The following is a 21805-nucleotide window of genomic DNA, read 5'->3' as shown; positions in this document are numbered from 1 at the left end:
GATTTAAGTCAGAGCCTGCCGCACCTGCTTCTCCAACTCCACCTTCAACCCCGGCTCCAGCTTCAACTGCCGCGCCAGTTCATCCAGATAGCTCTTCTCCATGAAGTTCTCCTCATCCACCAACATCACGCTCGCAACGTACATCTCAGCCGCCATTTCCGGGGTGCTTGCCGCACGGGCGACGTCGGTCGGGTCAAGGGGTTTGTTGAGTTCGGCGTGTAGCCAGTTCTTGAGTTCTGCGTCGTTGTCGAGTTTGGTGAATTCGCCTTCGATCAGTTGACGTTCGCGGTCGTCGATGTGGCCGTCGGCTTTGGCGGCGGCGACCAGTGCCTTGAGGATGGCCTGGCTGTGTTGTTCGACTTGCGCGGGTGGTAGGCGGTCGAGAGTCTGTGGTTCTGACTGCGGGGCCTTGCCCTGTTGGGCGTTCCAGTTGCCGTAGGCTTTGTAGGCGATGACGCCCAGCGCGGCGAGGCCGCCATAGATCGCGACTTTGCCGCCGACCTTGCGCACTTTCTTGTTGCCGAGCAGCAGGCCCATGGCCCCGGCTGCCAATGCGCCGCCACCGGCGCCGGAGAGCAGGCCACCCAAGCCGCCGCTGCCGGAAGACCCGCCAAGCAAGCCGCCGAGGCCACCGGCAGAGGATTTGTTCTGAGTGCCGCCAGTCTTGTTCTGCAACATGTCCTGGCCGGACTTGAGCAGTTGATCGAGCAATCCACGGGTGTTCATGTTCCGCCTCCAAACAGGGATAATCCGGATCAATAAGGCCGTCAGACTAGTTCGAAAGTGCCGCACACCTCAGGGCGAGTGTGCTTCCAGATGTTGCTAGAGCTGCACTTACTCGCACAACCGCAAATCGATCACTGGCGGCATCTGATGCTCAAGCACTGATGCTCGCGGGAGGGGGTAGTCAATTTGATTTCGACGTGCTTTTCGGCCAGATTACCCGTCGCGTCGAAAGGCACCGAATTCAAACTTTCAAGGAAGTCACACATGCAGATCAGCCAGGGGCAACGGTTGCCGTTATCAAAGATCCTTCAGGGACGCGCACTGACGCTCTCGATCAGGATCGACGCCGCGCAAGTGATCGACTTCGTCTGCTTCGGCGTCGATGCGCAAGGCAAGCTTTCGGATGACCGCTACATGGTCTTTTTCAATCAGCCGAGCACGCCCTGCGCCAGCATCAAGATCACCGACGGCGGCCGCTTCGCCATCAACCTCGATTCGCTTCCGGCATCGATCGAGCGCCTGGTGTTCACCGCCTCGATCGACGGCGCTGGAGCGATGAAGGACATCCGCGCCAGCAGCTTCGAAGTGCTCAGCCCGGCCGGCGACACGCTTGTATCTTGCCCGTTCTCGGGGGCCGATTTCACCGGCGAAAAAGCGATCATGGTCGCCGATCTGTATCGCAAGGACGGTGAGTGGCGCCTCGCGGCCAACCTTCAGGGCTATGCCGAGGGACTGGATGCGCTGGTCAAGCACTTCGGTGGCGAAGTTGCCGAGGAAGCGTCACCCATACCGGTGAAAGTCTCTCTGGAGAAACGTGTTGGCGACGCCGCGCCGAAATTGGTCAGCCTGGCGAAGAAAGCTCAAGTCAGCCTCGAAAAAGCCAATCTCACTGAAACCAAGGCCCGCGTGGTGCTGGTGCTCGACGCAACCGGTTCCATGAACGGCCAGTATTCCCGTGGCCGGGTACAGGAAGTGCTCGACCGGGTGATCCCGCTCGCCGTTTCGTTCGATGAAGACGGCGAACTGGAATGCTGGGCATTTGCCGAGAAACCACTGCAACTCTCCCCCGTCACACTCCGCAACTATGAGCGTTTCATCGACACCGACAGCCAGGGCTGGAAGAAGTGGAATGTCGGCGGTCGCTTCAACGATGAACCGCGAGTCATTGAAAAGGTGTTGGCGTCGTTCCAGCAGTCCAATGACCAGACGCCCATGTTTGTGATCTTCATCAGCGACGGCGGCGTTTCGAAGAATCGTGAGATCACCAAGCTGATGGTGGACGCGGCCAACCTGGGGATTTTCTGGCAGTTCGTCGGCATTGGCGGCTCCAATTACGGTGTCCTGGAAAAGCTCGACACCCTGTCCGGACGCGTAGTCGACAACTGCGGTTTCTTCGCGCTGGATGACTTGCATGACATCAGCGAGGAACAGCTGTACGACAAGTTGATGGCTGAATTCCCGTCTTGGCTCAAGGAAGCCAAGTCGAAAAACATCATTCGCTGACCCGCGAAACGCTCAGGGCACATCGCGAACGCGGTGTACTGCACTTTATCCATGGAATAGGGATCTCAATTGAATCAGTCACTCAAGCCCGGCGAAAACACCAATCTGAACAGCGCGCAGGGGCGTGTCGTGGTCACGCACGCGGCAGGCGCCAATCTGGATGTCAACCTGACCGCGTTTCTGCTCACCGACACCGGCAAGGTGCTGGATGACAGCGGCATGGTGTTCTTCAACGTTCCTGAACATCCGTCCGGCGCGGCGACTTTCGCCGCGCCGGTCGTTCAGGGCAGCGTGATCAGTCACAGCATCAGCTTCGATCTCGCGCGCCTGCCGGCCAACATCACCAAAGTCGCCATCACCCTGACGCAGGACGGCAGTGCTGGCGGGTTCGAGGTGGTCAAGGAGCTGCAAGCCACAGTGATTGCCGGTGCTCAGGTGCTGGAATTGGCACCCGAGCCATTCTCCAAAGAGACCGGGATCATCGTGCTCGATCTGTACGTGCGCAATGGCCAGTTCAAGGCGCGCTCGGTATGGCAAGGTTTCGCTTCGGGCTTGGCTGGTCTGTGTGGGTTGTACGGAGTTGAAGTCGAAGAAGAAGCGCCACCTCCGCCACCAGCCAAACCCGTCAGCATGCAGAAGTCGCTGATCACCTTGGACAAGGTCGGCAGCAGCCACAAGGTCTCGCTGGAAAAAGGCCCGTCTGCGCCGAAAGCCATCCGTGTCAGCGCCACCTGGGTGGATAACGGTGACGACTGCGACAACGACGACCTCGATTTGCGCATCGGCATCCTGCGCCCGGACGGGCGGATGTCGATCATCCAGGCACCGGACAAGCGCGGCGAGTTTGACCTCGACCCTTACGTGTTCCATACCGGCGATGTGGTCAGCGCCAGTGCCAACGAACCGGCGGTGGAAACCGTCGACATCAATCCGGCGATCTCGCAACTGATGGGCGGCAAAGTGGCGCTGGTGTGCAGCGTGTACTCAGCGGTCGACAACGGTGCGGTGTCAGTGGCCTCGCTGAAACCGAAAATGCGCATGGAATACGGCAACCAGATCGTCGAGTGCGCTTTCGAGTTTCCCCAGGATCATGCTGATGACGATGATGACTTCAGCGACATGATCTACACCTACGTCATCGGTCTGATCGAAATCGACCAGGATCACATCGTACTCAGCCCGTCCGGCGCCACCTCCGAATCTTGCAGCGAAGCCACGCCATGGCTGTCCCGCAATGGCGACAAACTCAAGCTGACGATGGACGGCCCGGAAGTGTTCAAAGGCGAGCCACTGCAAAACAGCGGTTCGAAACGCTACGTCTGAGCCAGCCACTCCGAATGCCCCGACCCAGGACTTTGAACTGTACCTCTGAGTCGGGGCGGCGAAAGCGCTCGCCTCAGGTGCCAGGCGATTGCAGGAAGGTAGTGCCGTTCCAGGTGAATTTTTGCGTGCTTTCGACACTTGGGCAGCAGTTGGCATCGTCCGGGCCGACGCTGAGCATTTTCACTGCAAGGGTTTGCGGCGCGATGACTTCAACGGTTTGCACGCCTGATCCCACGACCAGTTTTGCGCGGTGGACCCAACCCTGAGGTGTCGAGTAAAACGTCGCCAGCGACTGGAAGTAGCCATTGCCACCACCCTGCCCCTCAAGGGTGTAAAGCACCACCGCGTCGTTGGTCCCGTCACCGTTCAGATCCGTCAAAATGATTTGGCGGGCGTCCTTGTACTCATCACCGCCGTCCTGTGCGATTTCGCTGGCAATCTCACGGTCAATCGCCGCTTCAAGCAACCCGGTGACAACGGCAACAGCAGGCGCTGCTGGCGGAGTTTCTACAGGAGCTGCAGCGGCTGATGGTTCGCTGATTGCCGGGCGTTGCGCAACCGGATTGGAATCGCTGATCTTCTTCAGTACAGCAGCCCTGAGTGCCAGCATGTCTGATTCGAGAAACAGTTGGTTTCGCGTATCGCCGAACGGCTGAGCCTCGCCCAGCACCCAGCGCGCGAAAATCCCCGGACGCTTCTTTTCCTGGCGATCTATCAGGTCGTCGATGACTTCGTTGGCCGCTTTGGCGAAGCGTTCATAGCCATCCTCGCCCACGGCTTTGATCAACGTGTCCTTCTCGCGGGCAAGGTTGCTGCGGGCCAGTTCGAGCATGACGATGTTGGTGTCGACCAATCTGCTTTCGCATTCGTTGGTGTAGTTGCCTAGGCAATTCTGCCGGTATTCCTGAACAGCGTTATTGGCTTTGAAGTCGTCGTAAGCGCCACAGCCAGACAAAACTGCCAACACACCAACCGTCATGACCCCGCGAAGCGTTCCCATTGAAAAAATCCTTATCCGTGCCGCATCCTGCTGAACTGCCCGTGTGATCCGACGCAGTCGCGCTTGGCGAAAATGTTTGTGTATAAGTTTAATGACCAGCGAATTGCTGGCCCGTGAAAATTCTGCAGGCAAGAAAAAGCCCCCGGCAAACGCAGGGGGCTCTAGCAACCCTTTCGGGTTAGCCGATGTTCACGCCGTGTTCTTTAGCCAGTGGCGCCAAGCCGCCGGCAAAGCCTTGGCCGATGGCCTTGAACTTGAACTCTTCGCCGTTGCGGTACAGCTCGCCGAAGATCATTGCGGTTTCGGTCGAAGCGTCTTCGCTCAGGTCGAAGCGTGCCAGCTCTTTGCCGTCAGCCTTGTTCAGGACGCGGATGTAGGCATTTTGCACCTGACCGAAGCTCTGCTTGCGCGCGTCCGAATCGTGGATGGTCACAGCGAAAACCAGTTTCTTCACTGCAGGCGCCAGGCCGGTCAGTTTGACAGTGACTTGTTCGTCATCGCCTTCGCCCGCGCCCGACTTGTTGTCGCCCATGTGCTCGACCGAGCCATCAGCAGACTTCTTGTTGTTGTAGAAAATGAAGCTGTTGTCGTCGAGCACTTTGCCGTCTTCGCCAACGATGAAGATCGAAGCGTCGAGGTCGAATTCGGTGCCGTCGGTGACGCGTGGGTCCCAGCCCAGGCCAACGATGACTTCAGACAGGCCTGGAGCTTCTTTGGACAGGCTGACATTGCCACCCTTGCTCAGTGATACCGCCATGTTCAGATTCCTCTTGGTTGTGTGAGTCAGGCCCTGAATTCAGGGCCTTGCAAATCAATTGGCAAAATGCCGGATCTTAGAAGTTCAGACCGAAAGAATTAGCGACAGCCTTCAGGCCACCAGCATAACCCTGGCCCACAGCGCGGAATTTCCACTCGCCGTTGTTGCGATACAGCTCGGCAAACATCATAGCTGTTTCGGTGGAAGCGTCTTCAGCCAGGTCATAGCGTACGACTTCAGCACCAGATACTTCGTTCACGACACGAATGAACGATCCGCCGACCTGGCCAAAGCTCTGCTTGCGGGCTTCGGCGTCATGGATGGTCACGACAAACACGACTTTTTCGACGTCGGCCGGGACACGGCTCAGGTCAACCTTCAGTACTTCGTCGTCGCCGTCGCCAGCGCCGGTACGGTTGTCACCGGTGTGCTCAACCGAACCGTCGGCGCTCTTCAACTGGTTGTAGAAGATGAAGTCTGCGTCGCTGCGAACCTTGCCGCTTGCGCTTACCAGAAACGCGCTGGCGTCCAGGTCAAACTCGGCACCGTCGGTAGCGCGCGGGTCCCAGCCCAGGCCAACCAGAATTTTGGTCAGGCTAGGGTCGGTTTTGGTCAGGGACAGGTTGCCACCTTTTTGAAGTGTCAAAGCCATCGGTACATCTCCTTGTGGTTGATGCTGCTACTCAATTGTTTTCGGTTTGGGTTTCTTCCTGACCCGGGAAGATCAGGCTCGCCACTACGCCGATTGCCAGGACAACCATAACAATCAACAGACTGGTGTTGGCGTCAATGGTGTAGCCGTGGTGGAACATGTGGTCGGTGGCGTTCAGGCCAAGTTTGACTGCGATGAAGAACAACAGCGCAATGACCGATTTTTCCAGATGCACCAGGTAGCGTTTCAGCGCTTCGAGCACGAAGTACATGGTCCGCAGGCCAAGAATCGCGAACAGCATGGCCGAGTAAACGATCAGCGGTTCACGGCTGACCGCGATCACTGCCGGCACCGAGTCGAACGCGAAGAGGATATCCGACACTTCCGCGACCACCAGGCACAGGAACAGCGGCGTGGCGAACAACGTGCCTTTGGCCGCCAGGGTCATGCCCTGGTTTTCCGGTTTCTGCAGCTCACCTTCGAGCACCTTGCGGGTCACGAAGAAGTTATGGCCGTACAGTTTTGGCCACACCGGGAACAGCTTCTGTGCGAAGCGATACGCCATGTGCTTGGAGTAGTCTTCTTCCTCGTCATCGTCCCCACCGGCGCGCAACATCATCACGGCCGTCCAGGCAACGATCACCGCGAAGACAATTTCCACCCACGGACCGAAAGCCAGCAGGCCGGTGCCGATCGCCACGAACACGCCACGGAATACGATGGCGCCGATGATGCCCCAGTACAGAACGCGGTGACGCAGGCCATCCGGCACTTTGAACCAGGCAAAGATCGCCATGAAGACAAACAGGTTGTCGACACTCAGGACTTTTTCCAGCGCATAACCGGTGACGAACAGGCTGGCCACTTCAGCGCCGTGCTGCACGTACAGGAAACCTGCGAACGCCAGCGAAATCGCGATCCAGAAGATCGACCAGATCGAGGCCTTCATCAGCGAAATGGGCTTGTCTCCACGGTGCGTGACCATGTCCAGCAGCAGGGCGCCAACCGCCAGCCCTACAAACACCGCCATGGTCAGCGGGGGAAATCCGATTTGCGTTTCCACAGGTACCGCTCCTTAAAGATCGAAGTCAGCCGGGTTCAGACCCAGCTCGGCGCAGATCAAACGGCACGCCGCTTTTTCTTTGTCATCGAATGAGCCGTCCGATGCGCCAATGGAGCAGGCAACGCGAACCAGCAGGCGCGCAGCACCCGGGTCGTTCTTGATCTTGCCGATGACTTTCAGTGCTTCGGCCTGACCGATCTGGAAGTCGAACTCGAACTTCTCGCAATGCGTCGAGAAGGACTTGATCACATCAGCCGTATTGAACACTTTCAATTCAGGCGAGATGTTGATGAAGCCGATCATCTTCTGCTTTTCAGCCGAAGAAATATCGCCGTCCGCCGCAGCGACGATGGCGCAACTGGCCGTCATCGCTTCCATGAACTTCTGGTTCTTGAATTTACCGACTTCAGTTGTCAGTTTGTCGCGAGCCGCTGCCGCGTTTTCTTTAAGCCATGCAAGCATTTGCAAATCTCCTCAAGGGGCGGGGCCGAAAAGCCCCGCCATCCGTATTATTTCGAACCGGCGCGCCAGTTCATGCCCCAGCCGTAAGCCTTGTCGACTGCCGCATGCCCACGATGGAAGTCGACGCGGCGTGAAACCTTCACCGCACCGTCAACGTTCTCGAGCATGGCAATCGCACACATGCCTTCGCGGCCACCTTCTTCATTGAGGCGTACCTCGATGTCCGGCTGGCCGGGAATGTAGATGGTCACAATGCCGTCAGTCTCTTTCCAGTTCGGCGCGCCTTCATAGATGAAGGCGAAAATCAGAATGCGTTTGACCTCGCCCCACTTCGCGCCGTTGATGTGCATCCATTCCCCGCCGGCCACCGAGCCGGTGCGGTCATCGCCCTTGAGCTGGATGTAAGGCCGGCCACTGAGGCTGCCGAAGCAGTTGCCCAAGGCTTGCACCACGCCTTTGTCGCCGTCCTGCAGTTCGAACAGGCAGCCAACGTCCAGGTCGACGGATTTGTTGCGGCTGAAGAAGCCGCCGCCACTGCCCTTGTTCCAGTTCAGGTTGACCTTGATCTCGCCGAAACCACCGGCGGTTTTCTCCAGGCTGATCGACGAGCGAGTCTTGTCGAGCGTGATCTTGCTCAGACTGATCGTCGATTTCGCTGCCGGAGGTGCAGGTGCAGGTGTTGGCGCTGACTGAACTGGCGCAGGCGTCGGCGCAGCGGCCGGAGCCGCTACTTCAACACCGAAATGCTTGGCCAAGGGTTCCAGACCGCCGTTGAAACCTTGCGCAACGCAGCGGAATTTCCACTCGCCCTGACGACGATAAAACTCGCCAAGGATCAACGCAGTTTCCTTCATGCCGGCAGTCGGCAACTGAGCTTCGATGCCGCCCGAGACCGCCACGGACAATTGCGAGACACGCTCGAAACTGGCCTTGTTCTCGTGGATGGTCGCCGACAGCGCGACTTTCTCGACCGCTGCTTCAAGACGACTCAGATCGACGGTGAACACCGCGCGCCCGGCTGCCGCCTCGGTCATCTGCAACACGCCACCGAGCACGCTGGTCTGGCCGTAGAAGCACATGTCGCCATCGCCACGGACTTTGCCCGAAGCGTTCAGAACGAACGCTGACACATCAATGTCGACGCCCGGAATCGGCGTGTAGTTGATATCAACGCGAAGCTGGCCGCTGGCAACCGGCGCATTACCACCAGGCACGAGAGTGGCCATCAGCGCAGCGCCTGTACGGCCAGATTGACCAGGTCGTCAGCGGTGCGCCCGCGAGTGGTTTCGCCGATGGCCTTGAAGTCCCAATCGGAACCTTTGCGCGACAGGCTCGCCATCACGATGCCGGTGTGACCGCCCTTCTCGGACAGGTTGAAACGGGCCAATTCCGATTTTTTGTCGGCGTTGACGACGCGGCAGTAGGCTTTTTCGACTTTTTCGAAGGTCTGCCCGGTGAAGCTGTTCACGGTGAAAATCAGATGCTCGACGCTGGCTGGCAGACGCGACAGATCAACGTGGATGGTTTCGTCATCGCCATCGCCTTCACCGGTACGGTTGTCGCCGGAGTGCTGGATCGAGCCGTCCTGCGACTTCAACTGACGGAACCAGACCAGGTCGATTACTTGCAGGCTGCTATCGAGCAGGATGCACGAAGCGTCGAGGTCGACTTCCCCGCCGCCGCCCATCAATTTGCCGAGAAAGCCTGCTTTCACCGGGTCCCAACCGAGGCCAAGGCTGATGCGGGTCAACGCGCTGCCGGCCGTTTTTTCCAGAGAAATACTTTGCTGTTTGCTCAGGGTAAGTGCCATCGTTACGCTCCTTGTTGATCGTCAGTGTTCACGTCGCGATCAGGTTTGACCGCGCTTTTTGCTGTCCGCAGACGTCCACGACGCCATGCTGGATGAAAGTGTCGCCAGTGCGCGTCTTGCGCCGCAGCAAGCAATTCGTGATCGCCACGGGTGTCGCCCCAGGCTTTGAGCCGGTATTCGGTCAGCGGCCCGTAGACCTCCTCCAACCGCAGAACCTTGTTCTCGCAACGGCAGTTGTTGCCGGAGATACGTCCGGTCAACTTGCCGTCGATCACTTCGAGTTCGGTACCGATCAGCTTGATACCCAGGCGATCGGCGAAGGGTTGCAGCACCAGTGCCGGCGAGGCCGAGCACAAGGTGACTTGCGAACCGGCGGCGATCTCGCTGGCAATCGCCATCAAGCCTGTCGGGCGCATCAGCTTGGTCCAGAATGCCTCGCAGTACTTCGCCGCTCGCTGGCTCACCCACTCCGGGTCAACGCCGCTGAGAAAACGGCTGATCAACTGCGCCTTGAGCTCGTCACGGCTCATGCGTCGCGCGAGGAATCGAATGCTCGGCAGCGCAAGCGTCAGCACCCGTCGGGCGAACTCGCGTTTGCCGAATGCAAACTTCAGGAACGGTACGAAGCTGTCATGGCGGGTCAGGGTGCCGTCGAAGTCAAAGACGCAGAGCACTTTTTTCCCCGGCCGGTCAGGCCCGGTATTTGGCTGGGTCATCGAATGGCCTCGGCTAGTCGGATGGGTGTTTCACCGTGGGCAGCATCGGGTTGGCGCACGCCATGCCACTCGGCGCGTTCGAGGATTTTCATCGCCCACTGGTAATGGGTCGCCGGCTCGCACATCACATCGTTGTGCTTGAACACGGCCGGGGCCACGTCGCTGACGATCAACTTTGCACTGTTGAGGTCTTCGAGGCTGACGCGCAGCGCATCCTGAATGATGCTGATCTGACTCGGGTGAATCGCGGTCTTGCCCACCAGACCGTGGGCGATGTCCAGTTCGAGCTCTTCACCCAGCAAATTCGGCGTGGCGAGTTGTTCGAACACCGGCGCGGTCAGCGCAAAACCTTGCGAGCCCATGACCCCGGCCAGCATCGGAATCACGTAGCCCATCGGCGTGCTGTACAGCGTGGTGGCCGGATTGCGCCGCAGACCGAGGCTGCCCATCAGATCGTTGCCGCCGATACGCAGAGCAATGATCCGGTGATTGAGATTGGCCTTGAGCGCCTGGCCCAGTTCGACCATCGCCACCGGATTGAACACGTCGACGGTTTCCAGAGTCGGCATCAGAAACAGCTCGGGACTGGTCACCGCCTGCTCCCAGGCATCGAGGTTGCGCAGCGTCAGTTTTGGCACCACAAAGCCGTCGACGTGCTTCATCAACGGCCAGTCATTGAGTACCGCCGCCATCGCCGAATCGCGCGGACGCACGAACAGCACCGGCCCCTCGGCAGGCCGCCCGCCGCGCTCATCAATGGTCGACAACAGGCGATGCAAGTTGCTCAGTGCGGTGCTGACATCGATGTCGGCAACTGCGTCTTCGAGGCATACCACCAGCGAACGCAGTTCCGGCAGTTTGGTGGCGAACACCACGTCCAGCAGATCAGCGCGCGTGGCCGGCATGTACAACGTGGCGCCCAGGGCATACGGAGAAAGCTTCTTCATCAGCGCACGCTCCGGATGATGGTCACGGCTCGGTACGGGCCGAGTGCGGCGCCGACTTCTTCAACGCAGACTCCAGCGCCTTCGGTGAGGTGCAAAAGCAATTGCACGTCGCTGTCATTGCGATCCCGCACCAGCACATGATCCGGCACCCGGCGCAGCACCGCGCGAGTCGCCTCGGCGATGCCCGGTTTGACCCGGTTCAGATTGCTGATATCGAAACGTGCGGCCAGCGACTCCACGACTTGCGTGGCTGCGGCTTGCAATTCGCTGCGCTCGGTGGCCGTCCACGGCTTGGCCGGAGGCACCGGGCCAAGCGCTTCGCGCTGCTGGTCGATGTGCTCGATGAAGTCACGCGTCACATCGTGCTCGGTCAGGTGGTCATAGACCACGCAGCCATGCAGTCCGCCATTGGCTGGCCAGATCGAGCGGGAAACCAGTCCCGAGACGGTGGCGCCCAAGATGCCCGACGGGATCACCCAGTCTTCTGCCGAGGCGGACAGCCAGGCTCGCCCGCACGGGTCGGCCAGCACCACCAGCCGCGGTTCTTCAGGGAATCGCGCGTCACCCTTGAGGCTGTGCTGGATTTCACCGGAGATCGCGCCTTTGCCGGTCCAGCCGTCAACGAACACGATGTTGCCTGCGCCGTAGGCCTGAATGATTGCTTCCAGCGCTACGATGTCGATGCCGCGATCACGCACAATGCTGATCCCGTAATGATGAGCCTCGCGGCCCATGTCGATCAGCGCCCGGCGCAGCAGCACGCCCAGCGGCAGGCCGGCGCGAACGAAGGACACCAGAACAATCGAGGGCCCTGTGCAAGCCTCATTCAACGCCAGCGCCAGCGCCTGAACGTCGCTGGCCATGCGCACGCCGTTTTGCGCGAGCGCGCGCTGGTACAGCGCCTTGTGCACATCCGTCGGCGCGCTCTCGAAGCTGATCATCTCCGAATAGTGCTTCTGCTTCGTCTGAATCAGCCGCTCTTTCTCTGCGACGTCGGTGACTTCCATCTGCACCGGCTGGAGCAGAAAGTGCACGTCGTCCTGCAAATAGCTGCCGCTACCGACAGTCTTGAGCTCAGCGATAGACTCAGTCATTGAGCGCATGCCCCACAAACTGCGCCAGTTGGCTACGCGATGGAGTTGCCCACATATGGCAGGCATCCATGAAGCCGAGGTCGGTAATACTGTCGCCAAAACCCAGCACCGGTCGTTCACCGTTGATTTCACGGTCACGGCGCAACAGTTCTTCAACGGCCACGCGCTTCGACAGACCGGCAGGCAGGAAGGCCAGATTGTTGCTGTTGCCGTGGATGTGCATCCCCTCCAGCAAGCCGCGCGCCTGGACTTCAGCCAGCACGGTTTGCAGGACTTCGTCGTTGGATTCGTTGTGCTTGGTCACCACGTAGTGGCGCAGGTTTTCTTCTTCAACCACCCATCCGCGCAGCGAAATGCCCAGCTCTTTACCAATGGCCAGGGTCGCGGCGCTCAGATCCGGCAGACGGCTCTGGAAGTCGGCCAGAATGACAGTCATGTGCGCCTGCCATTGCTCATCGATCTTGCCGTCGGCGCCGAGAATCACTCCGCCGTGGGAGCAGACAGCGCCCTTGTCGAAAGGCAGTTTGACCCGACTGAAAGCTTCGACGCTGCGCGCAGTCACGGGCACCACGTCAGTCGAGGACAGCAGCCATTCCACCAGGGTTTTCTGCACCGGGGTCATGTAGCCATTCGGTTGGCCTTCGATGTCGAAGGTCGCTGGATGGCGTGGCGTGCCCTCGGGCATTTTGCGCGCGGTCTGAAACAGCGTGTCGTCGAGGTCGACCAAGGCCAGTGGGCGATTACTGAGCATCGACAATCACCTCGGCGTTCAGGGCGGCAACCAGTTCGGCAGGGACTGCCTGCGCCGGAGTTTCCGAGCAGATCAGCACGCGATCAAACTCGCCCGGGCGCACGTTGTAGAGAAAGTTGGGAATGCCCAGTCCGTAGTTGTCCGAGAACGACAATGCGTGACCGATGGCATGACCCAGCGCGATCGGCGAACGGCTGGTCGAGCTGAAGTGCACGTCGGCGCCGGCACGTTCCAGGCGCTCGGCGAGCAGGAATGGGCGCCAGACGAATTCGCTGGTGCCGACCACCAGAACCCGCTCGCCAGCCTTGACTTGCAGATCGGGGGCCAAGGTGTCTTCCACCTTGCGCACACCGAGACGGCCCCAATCGTTGCGTGCCGACAACGGCCACTCACCGGCGGCGACGGTGCCGACGGCCGGCATCTCCGGCAACGGCGCTTCGAGGTCTTCATGGAAGTCGTACGAGCCTTGCAGCAACGACACTTGATGCGCAGATTCGCCAATCGTGTCGCACACCGCGTTGCGCGACCAGTCGGTCAGCACGCAGGTCACGACACGCTCGACCTGGGTCAGACCCGAGTCAACCAAGGCGCGGTGCAGATTGATGAAGGTCTTGCCGGTGGAGGCTTCGTCATCGACCAGCACCAGTGAGCGGGCATTCAGCATCATTTCGCGCACGTCGGGATCGACCGGCAAATGGATCAAATGGGCGCTGGCGTGGCTGTGCTCTTCTTCGAAACGAGTGAACAGTTCAGTGCCAGTGGGGTGCCGCGTGCTGACCATGTACACCGTATCGGGGCGGGTCGCACTGAACGCGCGATGCACGCCTGCACCGAGGCCGACTGCGGTCTCGGCCATGCCGATCACCAACACCGGGCCGGGCAGATCCGCTGGAATCTGCGCCGCGAGGTTTGCGAAACTTGTATTCATTGCAGAGGGGCGCACCGGAATATGGCGGCCCAACACTTTGGACACGAACAGGAACGCACGCTTGGGATTACGGCGCTCGGCAAAGCCGAACAAGGCGTTCGGAGCGATGAGCGAATCATCTACTTTGACATCGAGTCGCCCGCGCATCAGTTGCGCGCTGAGCGTTTGTGTAACTGCGTTACTTTCCATGAGCAAATTCCTAAATCAGCGCCGGATGTTCAACCGCACGCCGGTACCAAATGTTTCAAATCAAGAGAAGTCAGAAATTCCGCGCTTCGACACGCCACATTGAAGCCTGGGCTTCACGCGCCAGTTCCGCTGTTGTGAAAGTCTTGCCGACAGATGTCTTGCTGGCCTCGACGCGGCAAGCGCCAAGGAATGAGAGGAGCAGTGGCGCCTTGACCGCAAAATTCATGTTTTGCGCATCCGGCAGGCTCGAGGTCACCAGACCGACCACCGCTCCTGAAGAGTCAAACAGTGGGCTGCCACTGGAGCCGGGTTGAATCGGGGCAGTGAACTGCAGCAGGCTCGAATCGTTGTGCAGCCCAAACAGACCTGACACCCCGCCTTGCGTCACTTGCACGCCGCCCCCGGCAAAACCGGCGAGGGGAAAGCCCAACGCCACGACATTATCGCCGAGATCGCAGCCGAAGCCTTCCTTGAACGCCACCGGCTTCAGCGGCGGGCAGTCCAGCACTCGGAGCAAAGCGATGTCGTTGCGCCGATCGACCACCACGGGTTCGACACGGTAACGCCCCTCGAAGGAGGAAATGTGAATTTCCTGCATGTCTTCGATGACGTGGGCACAAGTCAGAACGTGATTGTTCGAGACGGCAAATCCGGTGCCGGTAGCACTGCTGCGGCCGGACTCGGAGGGACTCGAGCGTCCCTTCGGATGAGCATCGTTGATTTCGAGGCCGATTCGCCGGCCGAAAGCCGCCAGACCATAGGCAGAACCTTCAGCCAGAGCGCGGAATTTCCATTGCTGATTGCGCGTGTAGAACTCGCCGATGATGATTGCCGATTCGCCGTTGTCGCGCAGATCGAGGCTGTAGTCGAGCTGGCCATCAACCTGAAAACGCAGGGTTTTGAGGTCGCTGACCGGGCCTGCCGCCGAGAAGGTGTAGACGATGATCAGCACGCGATCGCTACCCGCCGGCAATTCAGCGAGATTCAACGCACAACCGACGTTTTCCTGATCGCCTTTCCATTCCATCCAGCCATGGGAGGTCTGGAACAGGGCGGGATCACCTGTCGGGCGGCGTTTCTCGTCCACCGGCAATATAGCGACTGCTGCATAATCCCCGAAGGCCGAGGACTTGCCGCACTCCAGAGTCCATTGACTCCGTGCGCTCGATATTGCGGCATTTGCGCCAGGCGCCAGCACCATCATTCCCTGATCTCTCCTTGACTGCTAACGACTTGCTGCCTCATGTGCAGCGCGGCAAATTGTATCAAAAATCAATATCGCTTTAATATCAGGATGCCACAGCCGCCACAGTCACGCCTTTTACCCGGACATTCGGTCGCCAGACGGTCGCAGGCTCCGGCAAGCCGAGGCGGCGAGCCGCGAAAATGCCCGGCAGGTTGGTCCCGGTCGCCCGCGTGTAACCTATGCCACCCGAGGCGCGCGGGTTGATTTCCAGCAGATGCGGTTGGCCATCGGCGTCATCACGAGTCTGCACATTGACGATTCCGTCACAACCGAAATGCTCGGCAGCCTTGAGCGCCAGCTCGACAGCGGCGCCCTCGCGCTCGAAGGTCTGATGCACACCCGCCTTTCGACGGCTGACGAACGCTACCGGGCGGCCGCCTTCGCAGACCATGTCCACCGAACACTCGCTGCCTGCCATATAAGGCATCATCAGCATCGGTGCCGGAGCTTCGGCTTCGCAGTAAGCACGCATGTACGTTTCAAAATTGGCTTCACGGGCATCCGGATTGGCAAAACAACGGAACGGATCGGTATCTGCCTTGAATCGCCAGAAACCCTGACCATATATACCGACCGCAGGTTTGACACAGACCTCACCGCTGGCGGAGAGGGTTTTATAAGCGGCGAACATTTCTTCGGCGTTCACCGCAGTGATTGCCGGCACACAAGCCAGGCCGACACGTTCTGCTTCAGCGGTGAATCGGCTCTTGTCGTCGACCATGTCGAAGGTCGCCATGGACGTGCCGCCCGTCACCAGTTCAAGACCCGCCCGCTCGAAGCGCGCCCGTTCGATCTCGAAGACATGGCCGACGCGGCCGGCCAGAATCACTTTGATGTTGTGCTCTACTGCGGTGGCGATAACCCAGTCGATACGCTCTGCGTTATCGGTCGGCTCCATGAAACTGACGTCGGCAAGCGACGTGATTTCAGTGCGATCCTGACGATGAGAGGCAAAGATTTTTACATCTGCCGGGAGTGCCTCGCGCGCGCCGATAATGACGTCACGCTGACTCGATTGCCCTTCTAGAAACCAGATCATTTGATACTCGCTGATTGATGCGCCCGCGCAATAGTAACTGGATGAATATCAACTGACGCCAGATTCGCGTCATCGGGCCGCAAGATCAGTGCACGAAGGCTTTGTGAAACGGTTCGGTTGTGGAGTTTCTGCACAGGGCTTCGCATCAAGTGGGCTGCTATCTCTTGATATTCTGGTGGCGAGCCAAACGGAGCGTCCACCAGCAATACATTTCTGCATGTGAAAATTCGCCGCCACTCCCCGCCGAGGCAACGCTCGTCCGCCCGGACACGCAAACAAAAAAAGGGGGGCTGACTCAATGTCTGCCCCCCTTTTTGCGTCACACCATCAGAACCGCGAAACACTCCGCATCGCATCCACCAGATACCTCATCGCGATCCGGTCGCTCTCCGACAACTCGCGATAGCGTTCAACCAGTTTCCGCTCTTCAGAATTCAGTCGCTTCCTGCGCCGGCCACCCAGGCACGGAAAAATTCCCAACATTTCGGTGATGCATTGCACTTTTGCCATGGACGATGTCCTTTTCAAATACTTCAGAATTTTTCGAAAACCGCATCGCCCTGCTCCTTTAAGCAGCGATTTGAGCCCTGCCGGTTGAAAGGGTTGTGACCGGCGATGCCTATAGAATAGAAAGTTAATCGGCGCTGAAAAGCAGTTTTTAGAGTAATTAGTCGAAAAAAGCAGAAATGCCCTATAAATCAGAAAAGCCTGTCGGATAAATTAACCGTAATGTCTTGTTTCATTGAGACGCTGGCACCTGCAATCAACGAATTTTGCAATCGGCGCGAACGGTTTAAGCTATCGGGCATCTGTTAATAGTCCGTTGCGTTTGGCCGAAGGCATGTCCGAACCGTAAATTCTGATCCAGCACGTGCCAGGAACGGCGCGGGATTGCTCACGACAGGTTGTACTTATGCATCGCAGGAATTTGCTCAAAGCATCCATGGCCATTGCGGCTTACACCGGTCTGTCCGCGTCCGGACTGCTCGCCGCCCGCGCCTGGGCCGCCAATGGTGGCGCCGCCGACGGCGAAGCACAGGCGTTCGATTTCGACGCACTCAAGCGTCAGGCGAAGCAGCTTGCGGGCAGCGCCTATCAGGACACCAAGCAAGTCCTGCCGCCGACGCTGGCGACCATGACCCCGCAGAACTTCAACGCGATCCGCTACGACGGTGAACATTCGTTGTGGAAGGAAAACAAGGGTCAGCTGGATGTGCAGTTCTTCCACGTCGGCATGGGGTTCCGCCAGCCGGTGCGCATGTACAGCGTCGATCCGAAAACGCGGATGGCGCGCGAAGTGCATTTCCGCCCTCAGTTGTTCAACTATGAGAACACCTCGGTCGATACCCAGCAGCTCAAGGGTGACTTGGGTTTTGCCGGGTTCAAGTTGTTCAAGGCGCCGGAGCTGGATCGCCACGACGTAGTCTCGTTCCTCGGCGCCAGCTACTTCCGCGCCGTCGATGCCTCTGGCCAATATGGCCTGTCGGCACGCGGTCTGGCAGTCGACACCTACGCCAAGAAGCGCGAAGAATTCCCTGACTTCACCAAGTTCTGGTTCGAGACACCGGATCAGAACGCCACACGCTTCGTGGTCTACGCCCTGCTCGACTCGCCGAGCGCCACCGGTGCCTATCGTTTCGACATCGATTGCCAGGCCGAGCGCGTGGTGATGGACATCGACGCGCACATCAACGCGCGTACTGCCATTGAACAACTGGGCATCGCGCCGATGACCAGCATGTTCAGCTGTGGCAACCACGAACGGCGCATGTGCGACACCATTCACCCGCAGATCCACGACTCGGATCGTCTGGCCATGTGGCGCGGCAACGGCGAATGGATCTGCCGCCCGCTGAACAACCCGGCGACCCTGCAGTTCAACGCCTTCGCCGACACCAACCCGAAGGGTTTCGGTCTGGTACAAAACGATCACGAGTTCGCCAACTATCAGGACACGGTCGACTGGTACAGCAAGCGCCCGAGCCTGTGGGTAGAACCGACCACCGAGTGGGGCGAAGGCTCGATCGATCTGCTGGAAATTCCTACCACCGGCGAAACCCTCGACAACATCGTCGCGTTCTGGACACCGAAGAAACCGGTGGCGGCCGGCGATTCGCTGAATTACGGCTACAAGCTCTACTGGAGCGCCCTGCCGCCGGTCAGTACACCACTGGCTCGGGTGCAGGCTACTCGCTCCGGCATGGGCGGCTTCACTGAAGGCTGGGCACCCGGGGAGCATTACCCGAAAGTCTGGGCTCGCCGTTTTGCCGTGGACTTCACTGGCGGCGGTCTGGAGCGTCTGCCACAGGGCACCGGGATTGAGCCGGTAGTCACCTGCTCGAACGGCAAGGTGCAGGACTTCAGCGTGCTGGTACTGGATGACATCAAGGGTTACCGGATTCTGTTCGACTGGTACCCGACCAGCGACAGCGTCGAGCCGGTAGAGCTGCGGTTGTTCATCCGCACCAATGACCGCACGTTGAGCGAGACCTGGCTGTATCAGTACTTCCCGCCAGCGCCGGACAAGCGCAAATACCCGTAACACAAACGAAAGCCCCGACCATCACTGGTCGGGGCTTTTGCTTTTCAGCGCTTCAATCAGTCACGCAGATCAGACTCATGGATCGGCTGATCCCGATGCGTCGCACGCTGGTATTGCGCCGGCCAGATTGCTTTGCGTCCACCCAGATCATCATCGGCATGCAGCGGCCAGTAGGGATCGCGCAGTAGCTCACGGGCGAGGAAGATGATGTCCGCCTGACAAGTGCGCAGAATGTGCTCGGCCTGCGCCGGTTCGGTAATCATGCCCACAGTGCCGGTGGCAATGCCTGACTCCTTGCGCACACGTTCGGCGAAACGCGTTTGATAGCCCGGGCCGACCGGAATCTCGGCATTCGCCGCCGTCCCGCCCGACGACACGTCGATCAGATCCACGCCCAGCGCTTTCAAGCGTCGCGCCAGCTCAACGGTTTCGTCCGGATTCCATCCGTCCTCGACCCAGTCGGTGGCCGACACGCGGACGAATACCGGCAATTCTTCCGGCCACACTGCCCGCACTGCTTCGGTGACTTGCAGCACCAGACGAATGCGGTTTTCAAACGAACCACCGTATTGATCACGGCGTTGATTGCTCAATGGGGAAAGGAACTGATGCAGCAGATAACCATGCGCAGCGTGCACTTCGACCACGGAGAAACCGGCAGTCAAAGAACGTTTTGCGGCGTCGACAAAAGCCTGAATCACCTCGGCGATTTGCCCTTCATCCAGCGCTTTCGGTTGTGTGTGTTGCGGATCAAAAGCAATCGGCGAAGGCCCGACCGGGGTCCAGCCGCCATCATCCGGTTTGACGCTGCCATGCTTGCCGAGCCATGGCCGATGGGTGCTGGCCTTGCGCCCGGCATGCGCCAGTTGAATACCGGCGACGGCGCCTTGGGCGGTGATGAAACGCGTAATGCGTTGCAGTGGTGCGATCTGTTCGTCGTTCCACAGGCCAAGGTCTTCGGCGGTAATCCGTCCATCGGCGGTGATCGCCGTTGCCTCGGTAAAGACCAGTCCGGCGCCGCCAATCGCACGGCTACCGAGGTGCACCAGATGCCAATCATTGGCCAGGCCATCGACGCTGGAGTATTGGCACATCGGCGACACGGCGATGCGGTTGGGTAAGGTCAGTTGGCGCAGGGTATAGGGTTCAAGCAGCAGACTCATGGGGCACCTCTCGAATCAGTGGGCAGGCTCCAGGTTCTGTTTGAAAAGTCGACGAGTGACAGGAAAGAGGTGCAGCACCCGCCCCCGCGGGCAAAAAATTCGACAAGACGTCACAAGGCCAATCAAGCAGTGCTTAGAGCCTAGTCGACAACCGGGGATGCGGGAGGGTTCAGAGTGTTTCAGCGCGGTTCGATGTGAGCAATCATCAATTGCACGGTTTCATTGCCGCGAAACTCGTTCAGATCGAGCTTGTAAGCCAATTCAACCCATTTGATCGTTGGATTCGGCCAGATTTCACGGTCGATACCAAACGCGATCCCATCCAGCTTCACCGAGCCACATTCGGTTTTCAGCACCACTTTCAGATGCCGCTCGCCGACCACCCGTTGCTCGACCAACTGGAATACGCCGTGGAACAGCGGCTCCGGGAAGTGCTGACCCCAAGGCCCGGCATTGCGCAGCGCACGCGCCAGTTCAAGGTGAAATTCTTCGACCGCCAGGGTGCCGTCCGACAGCAGGCGCCCGGTCAGATCTTCTTCGCGAAGCTGCCTACGCACTTCGGCGTCGAAGGCCTGCGCAAACAGCGGAAAATTCTCCTGCGGCAAGGTCAGACCGGCCGCCATCGCGTGACCACCGTACTTGGCGATCAGGTCCGGATGCTGCGCGGCGACCACGCTCAGCGCATCGCGAATATGAAAGCCCTGCACCGAACGTCCCGAGCCTTTGAGCAAGCCGTCGCCGGCATCGGCAAAGGCGATGGTCGGACGGAAATAGCGCTCCTTCATGCGTGACGCGAGGATACCGATCACACCTTGGTGCCACTCCGGATCGAACAGGCACAGCCCGAACGGCATCGACTCGACCGGCAAGTCCTTGAGCTGGGCCAGCGCTTCACGCTGCATGCCCTGCTCGATGGATTTGCGATCCTGATTCATGCCGTCCAGTTGCGCGGCCATTTCCCGCGCCAGCGCGGCATCGGAAGTCAGCAGACATTCGATGCCCAGACTCATGTCGTCCAGCCGCCCTGCCGCGTTGAGGCGCGGGCCGACAATGAAGCCCAGATCGGTAGAAGTGATGCGCGAAGCTTCGCGCTTGGCCACTTCGAGAATGGCCTTGATCCCCGGCCGTGCCCGCCCGGCGCGAATCCGCTCCAGACCTTGATGCACCAGAATCCGGTTATTGGCGTCCAGCGGTACTACGTCGGCAACACTGCCCAGTGCGACCAGATCCAACAGCTCGCCGATGTTCGGCTGCGGCTGGCTCTCATACCAGCCAAGGCTGCGCAGGCGGGCGCGCAACGCCATCAACACATAGAAAATCACCCCGACCCCGGCCAGCGACTTGCTCGGAAATTCGCAGCCAGGCTGGTTCGGGTTGACCAGTGCATCGGCCAGCGGCAGTTCGTCGCCGGGCAAATGGTGGTCGGTGATCAATACCTTCAGGCCATGACGTTTCGCCGCTGCCACACCTTCGACGCTGGAGATGCCGTTGTCGACGGTGATCAGCAATTGCGGCTCGCGAGTCAGCGCAACTTCGACGATTTCCGGGGTCAGGCCATAACCAAACTCAAAGCGATTAGGCACCAGATAATCGACATGCGCCGCGCCCAGCAAGCGCAGGCCGAGTACGCCAACGGTACTGGCAGTCGCACCGTCAGCGTCGAAGTCGCCGACAATCAGAATGCGTTGGCGCTGCTCCAGCGCGGTCACCAGCAGATCCACCGCCGCATCGATGCCCTTGAGCTGGGTGAACGGGATCAACTGCTTGAGGCTCTTGTCCAGTTCCGCTTCGGACTGCACGCCGCGCGCCGCGTACAGGCGGGTCAGCAGTGGCGGCAGGTCGCCAAGAAACGGCAATGTGGCGGGTAACGGACGAGGATCAATACGCATGGGGT

General features: G+C 59.4%; 21 protein-coding genes. 3 read left to right on the top strand and 18 right to left on the bottom strand.

Annotated features, from left to right (window positions below; translation table 11 throughout):
- Nucleotides 1-3: 3 nt before the first annotated feature.
- The gene (locus ACOI8A_RS10460) at nt 4-726 is read right to left on the bottom strand and encodes a tellurite resistance TerB family protein (RefSeq protein ID WP_420647808.1); all 723 of its coding nucleotides are present in this window, start codon (nt 724-726) and stop codon (nt 4-6) included.
- Nucleotides 727-990: 264 nt separating this feature from the next.
- On the opposite strand from ACOI8A_RS10460, the gene ACOI8A_RS10455 reads away from it, so the two are divergent.
- Both ACOI8A_RS10455 and ACOI8A_RS10450 read left to right on the top strand, forming a co-directional pair.
- Complete coding sequence (locus ACOI8A_RS10455; protein ID WP_420647807.1) at nt 991-2229, top strand: VWA domain-containing protein; 1239 nt, start codon at nt 991-993, stop codon at nt 2227-2229.
- Between the two features lie 69 nt (nt 2230-2298).
- A complete protein-coding gene (locus ACOI8A_RS10450) occupies nt 2299-3552 on the top strand; it encodes a TerD family protein (RefSeq protein WP_420647806.1) in 1254 nt (417 codons plus the stop codon).
- Nucleotides 3553-3625: 73 nt separating this feature from the next.
- On the opposite strand, the gene ACOI8A_RS10445 is transcribed toward ACOI8A_RS10450, so the two are convergent.
- The 15 genes from ACOI8A_RS10445 to ACOI8A_RS10375 form a co-directional block, all read right to left on the bottom strand.
- A complete protein-coding gene (locus ACOI8A_RS10445) occupies nt 3626-4552 on the bottom strand; it encodes a hypothetical protein (RefSeq protein ID WP_420647805.1) in 927 nt (308 codons plus the stop codon).
- Nucleotides 4553-4730: 178 nt separating this feature from the next.
- On the bottom strand, nt 4731-5309 hold the full coding sequence (locus ACOI8A_RS10440) for a TerD family protein (protein ID WP_420647804.1): 579 nt from the start codon (nt 5307-5309) through the stop codon (nt 4731-4733).
- Between the two features lie 76 nt (nt 5310-5385).
- Entirely contained in the window at nt 5386-5961 is a 576-nt protein-coding gene (locus ACOI8A_RS10435; RefSeq protein ID WP_420647803.1) for a TerD family protein, read from the bottom strand.
- 31 nt (nt 5962-5992) lie between these two features.
- Complete coding sequence (locus tag ACOI8A_RS10430; protein ID WP_420647815.1) at nt 5993-6991, bottom strand: TerC/Alx family metal homeostasis membrane protein; 999 nt, start codon at nt 6989-6991, stop codon at nt 5993-5995.
- A gap of 45 nt (nt 6992-7036) precedes the next feature.
- Nucleotides 7037-7486, bottom strand: coding sequence for a tellurite resistance TerB family protein (locus ACOI8A_RS10425; RefSeq protein ID WP_420647802.1), 450 nt, complete (start codon nt 7484-7486; stop codon nt 7037-7039).
- A gap of 47 nt (nt 7487-7533) precedes the next feature.
- Complete coding sequence (locus tag ACOI8A_RS10420) at nt 7534-8712, bottom strand: TerD family protein (RefSeq protein ID WP_420647801.1); 1179 nt, start codon at nt 8710-8712, stop codon at nt 7534-7536.
- Nucleotides 8712-9296, bottom strand: a complete 585-nt coding sequence (locus tag ACOI8A_RS10415) for a TerD family protein (protein ID WP_420647800.1) — start codon at nt 9294-9296, stop codon at nt 8712-8714. Before ACOI8A_RS10415 ends, ACOI8A_RS10420 begins: the two co-directional genes overlap by 1 nt.
- A gap of 2 nt (nt 9297-9298) precedes the next feature.
- Nucleotides 9299-10012 carry an HAD family hydrolase gene (locus tag ACOI8A_RS10410; protein WP_420647799.1) on the bottom strand — a complete coding sequence of 238 codons (714 nt, stop codon included), beginning with the start codon at nt 10010-10012 and terminating at the stop codon, nt 9299-9301.
- Nucleotides 10009-10959 (bottom strand): HpcH/HpaI aldolase/citrate lyase family protein, encoded by a 951-nt coding sequence (locus ACOI8A_RS10405; RefSeq protein ID WP_420647798.1) that lies wholly within the window; start codon nt 10957-10959, stop codon nt 10009-10011. Before ACOI8A_RS10405 ends, ACOI8A_RS10410 begins: the two co-directional genes overlap by 4 nt.
- On the bottom strand, nt 10959-12053 hold the full coding sequence (locus ACOI8A_RS10400; protein ID WP_420647797.1) for a cysteine protease StiP family protein: 1095 nt from the start codon (nt 12051-12053) through the stop codon (nt 10959-10961). The genes ACOI8A_RS10405 and ACOI8A_RS10400 overlap by 1 nt, the downstream gene beginning before the upstream one ends.
- Nucleotides 12046-12804, bottom strand: coding sequence for a trehalose phosphatase (locus tag ACOI8A_RS10395; RefSeq protein WP_420647796.1), 759 nt, complete (start codon nt 12802-12804; stop codon nt 12046-12048). The genes ACOI8A_RS10400 and ACOI8A_RS10395 overlap by 8 nt, the downstream gene beginning before the upstream one ends.
- A complete protein-coding gene (locus ACOI8A_RS10390) occupies nt 12794-13921 on the bottom strand; it encodes a phosphoribosyltransferase domain-containing protein (protein WP_420647795.1) in 1128 nt (375 codons plus the stop codon). Before ACOI8A_RS10390 ends, ACOI8A_RS10395 begins: the two co-directional genes overlap by 11 nt.
- Nucleotides 13922-13991: 70 nt before the next feature.
- Entirely contained in the window at nt 13992-15125 is a 1134-nt protein-coding gene (locus ACOI8A_RS10385; protein WP_420647794.1) for a trypsin-like peptidase domain-containing protein, read from the bottom strand.
- 85 nt (nt 15126-15210) lie between these two features.
- A complete protein-coding gene (locus tag ACOI8A_RS10380; RefSeq protein ID WP_420647793.1) occupies nt 15211-16206 on the bottom strand; it encodes an ATP-grasp domain-containing protein in 996 nt (331 codons plus the stop codon).
- A gap of 327 nt (nt 16207-16533) precedes the next feature.
- A complete protein-coding gene (locus ACOI8A_RS10375; RefSeq protein ID WP_420647792.1) occupies nt 16534-16716 on the bottom strand; it encodes a hypothetical protein in 183 nt (60 codons plus the stop codon).
- Nucleotides 16717-17119: 403 nt separating this feature from the next.
- Between ACOI8A_RS10375 and ACOI8A_RS10370 the strand changes: the two genes are divergently transcribed.
- Nucleotides 17120-18748, top strand: coding sequence for a glucan biosynthesis protein D (locus tag ACOI8A_RS10370; protein WP_420647791.1), 1629 nt, complete (start codon nt 17120-17122; stop codon nt 18746-18748).
- A 56-nt stretch (nt 18749-18804) separates the two neighbouring features.
- Here ACOI8A_RS10370 and ACOI8A_RS10365 read toward each other — a convergent pair whose 3' ends face one another.
- Together ACOI8A_RS10365 and recJ are read right to left on the bottom strand one after the other, a co-directional pair.
- A complete protein-coding gene (locus tag ACOI8A_RS10365; RefSeq protein ID WP_420647790.1) occupies nt 18805-19911 on the bottom strand; it encodes an NADH:flavin oxidoreductase/NADH oxidase in 1107 nt (368 codons plus the stop codon).
- Between the two features lie 179 nt (nt 19912-20090).
- Nucleotides 20091-21800 (bottom strand): single-stranded-DNA-specific exonuclease RecJ, encoded by a 1710-nt coding sequence (gene recJ / locus ACOI8A_RS10360; protein ID WP_420647789.1) that lies wholly within the window; start codon nt 21798-21800, stop codon nt 20091-20093.
- Between the last annotated feature and the right edge of the window lie 5 nt (nt 21801-21805).

The sequence above is a fragment of the Pseudomonas sp. P4795 genome (assembly GCF_048822895.1).
Taxonomy (GTDB): domain Bacteria; phylum Pseudomonadota; class Gammaproteobacteria; order Pseudomonadales; family Pseudomonadaceae; genus Aquipseudomonas.
Note: the sequence above shows the minus strand (reverse complement) of the source record. Positions and strands in the feature narration are given on the sequence as shown.

Coding starts and splice junctions, on each gene's coding strand:
- ACOI8A_RS10415 (WP_420647800.1), bottom strand. CDS start 9,296: ATGGCACTTACCCTGAGCAAACAGCAAAGTATTTCTCTGGAAAAAACG.
- ACOI8A_RS10455 (WP_420647807.1), top strand. CDS start 991: ATGCAGATCAGCCAGGGGCAACGGTTGCCGTTATCAAAGATCCTTCAG.
- ACOI8A_RS10405 (WP_420647798.1), bottom strand. CDS start 10,959: ATGAAGAAGCTTTCTCCGTATGCCCTGGGCGCCACGTTGTACATGCCG.
- ACOI8A_RS10365 (WP_420647790.1), bottom strand. CDS start 19,911: ATGAGTCTGCTGCTTGAACCCTATACCCTGCGCCAACTGACCTTACCC.
- ACOI8A_RS10385 (WP_420647794.1), bottom strand. CDS start 15,125: ATGATGGTGCTGGCGCCTGGCGCAAATGCCGCAATATCGAGCGCACGG.
- ACOI8A_RS10420 (WP_420647801.1), bottom strand. CDS start 8,712: ATGGCCACTCTCGTGCCTGGTGGTAATGCGCCGGTTGCCAGCGGCCAG.
- ACOI8A_RS10395 (WP_420647796.1), bottom strand. CDS start 12,804: ATGCTCAGTAATCGCCCACTGGCCTTGGTCGACCTCGACGACACGCTG.
- ACOI8A_RS10370 (WP_420647791.1), top strand. CDS start 17,120: ATGCATCGCAGGAATTTGCTCAAAGCATCCATGGCCATTGCGGCTTAC.
- recJ (WP_420647789.1), bottom strand. CDS start 21,800: ATGCGTATTGATCCTCGTCCGTTACCCGCCACATTGCCGTTTCTTGGC.
- ACOI8A_RS10440 (WP_420647804.1), bottom strand. CDS start 5,309: ATGGCGGTATCACTGAGCAAGGGTGGCAATGTCAGCCTGTCCAAAGAA.
- ACOI8A_RS10400 (WP_420647797.1), bottom strand. CDS start 12,053: ATGACTGAGTCTATCGCTGAGCTCAAGACTGTCGGTAGCGGCAGCTAT.
- ACOI8A_RS10430 (WP_420647815.1), bottom strand. CDS start 6,991: ATGGCGGTGTTTGTAGGGCTGGCGGTTGGCGCCCTGCTGCTGGACATG.
- ACOI8A_RS10435 (WP_420647803.1), bottom strand. CDS start 5,961: ATGGCTTTGACACTTCAAAAAGGTGGCAACCTGTCCCTGACCAAAACC.
- ACOI8A_RS10425 (WP_420647802.1), bottom strand. CDS start 7,486: ATGCTTGCATGGCTTAAAGAAAACGCGGCAGCGGCTCGCGACAAACTG.
- ACOI8A_RS10410 (WP_420647799.1), bottom strand. CDS start 10,012: ATGACCCAGCCAAATACCGGGCCTGACCGGCCGGGGAAAAAAGTGCTC.
- ACOI8A_RS10445 (WP_420647805.1), bottom strand. CDS start 4,552: ATGGGAACGCTTCGCGGGGTCATGACGGTTGGTGTGTTGGCAGTTTTG.
- ACOI8A_RS10380 (WP_420647793.1), bottom strand. CDS start 16,206: ATGATCTGGTTTCTAGAAGGGCAATCGAGTCAGCGTGACGTCATTATC.
- ACOI8A_RS10460 (WP_420647808.1), bottom strand. CDS start 726: ATGAACACCCGTGGATTGCTCGATCAACTGCTCAAGTCCGGCCAGGAC.
- ACOI8A_RS10375 (WP_420647792.1), bottom strand. CDS start 16,716: ATGGCAAAAGTGCAATGCATCACCGAAATGTTGGGAATTTTTCCGTGC.
- ACOI8A_RS10390 (WP_420647795.1), bottom strand. CDS start 13,921: ATGGAAAGTAACGCAGTTACACAAACGCTCAGCGCGCAACTGATGCGC.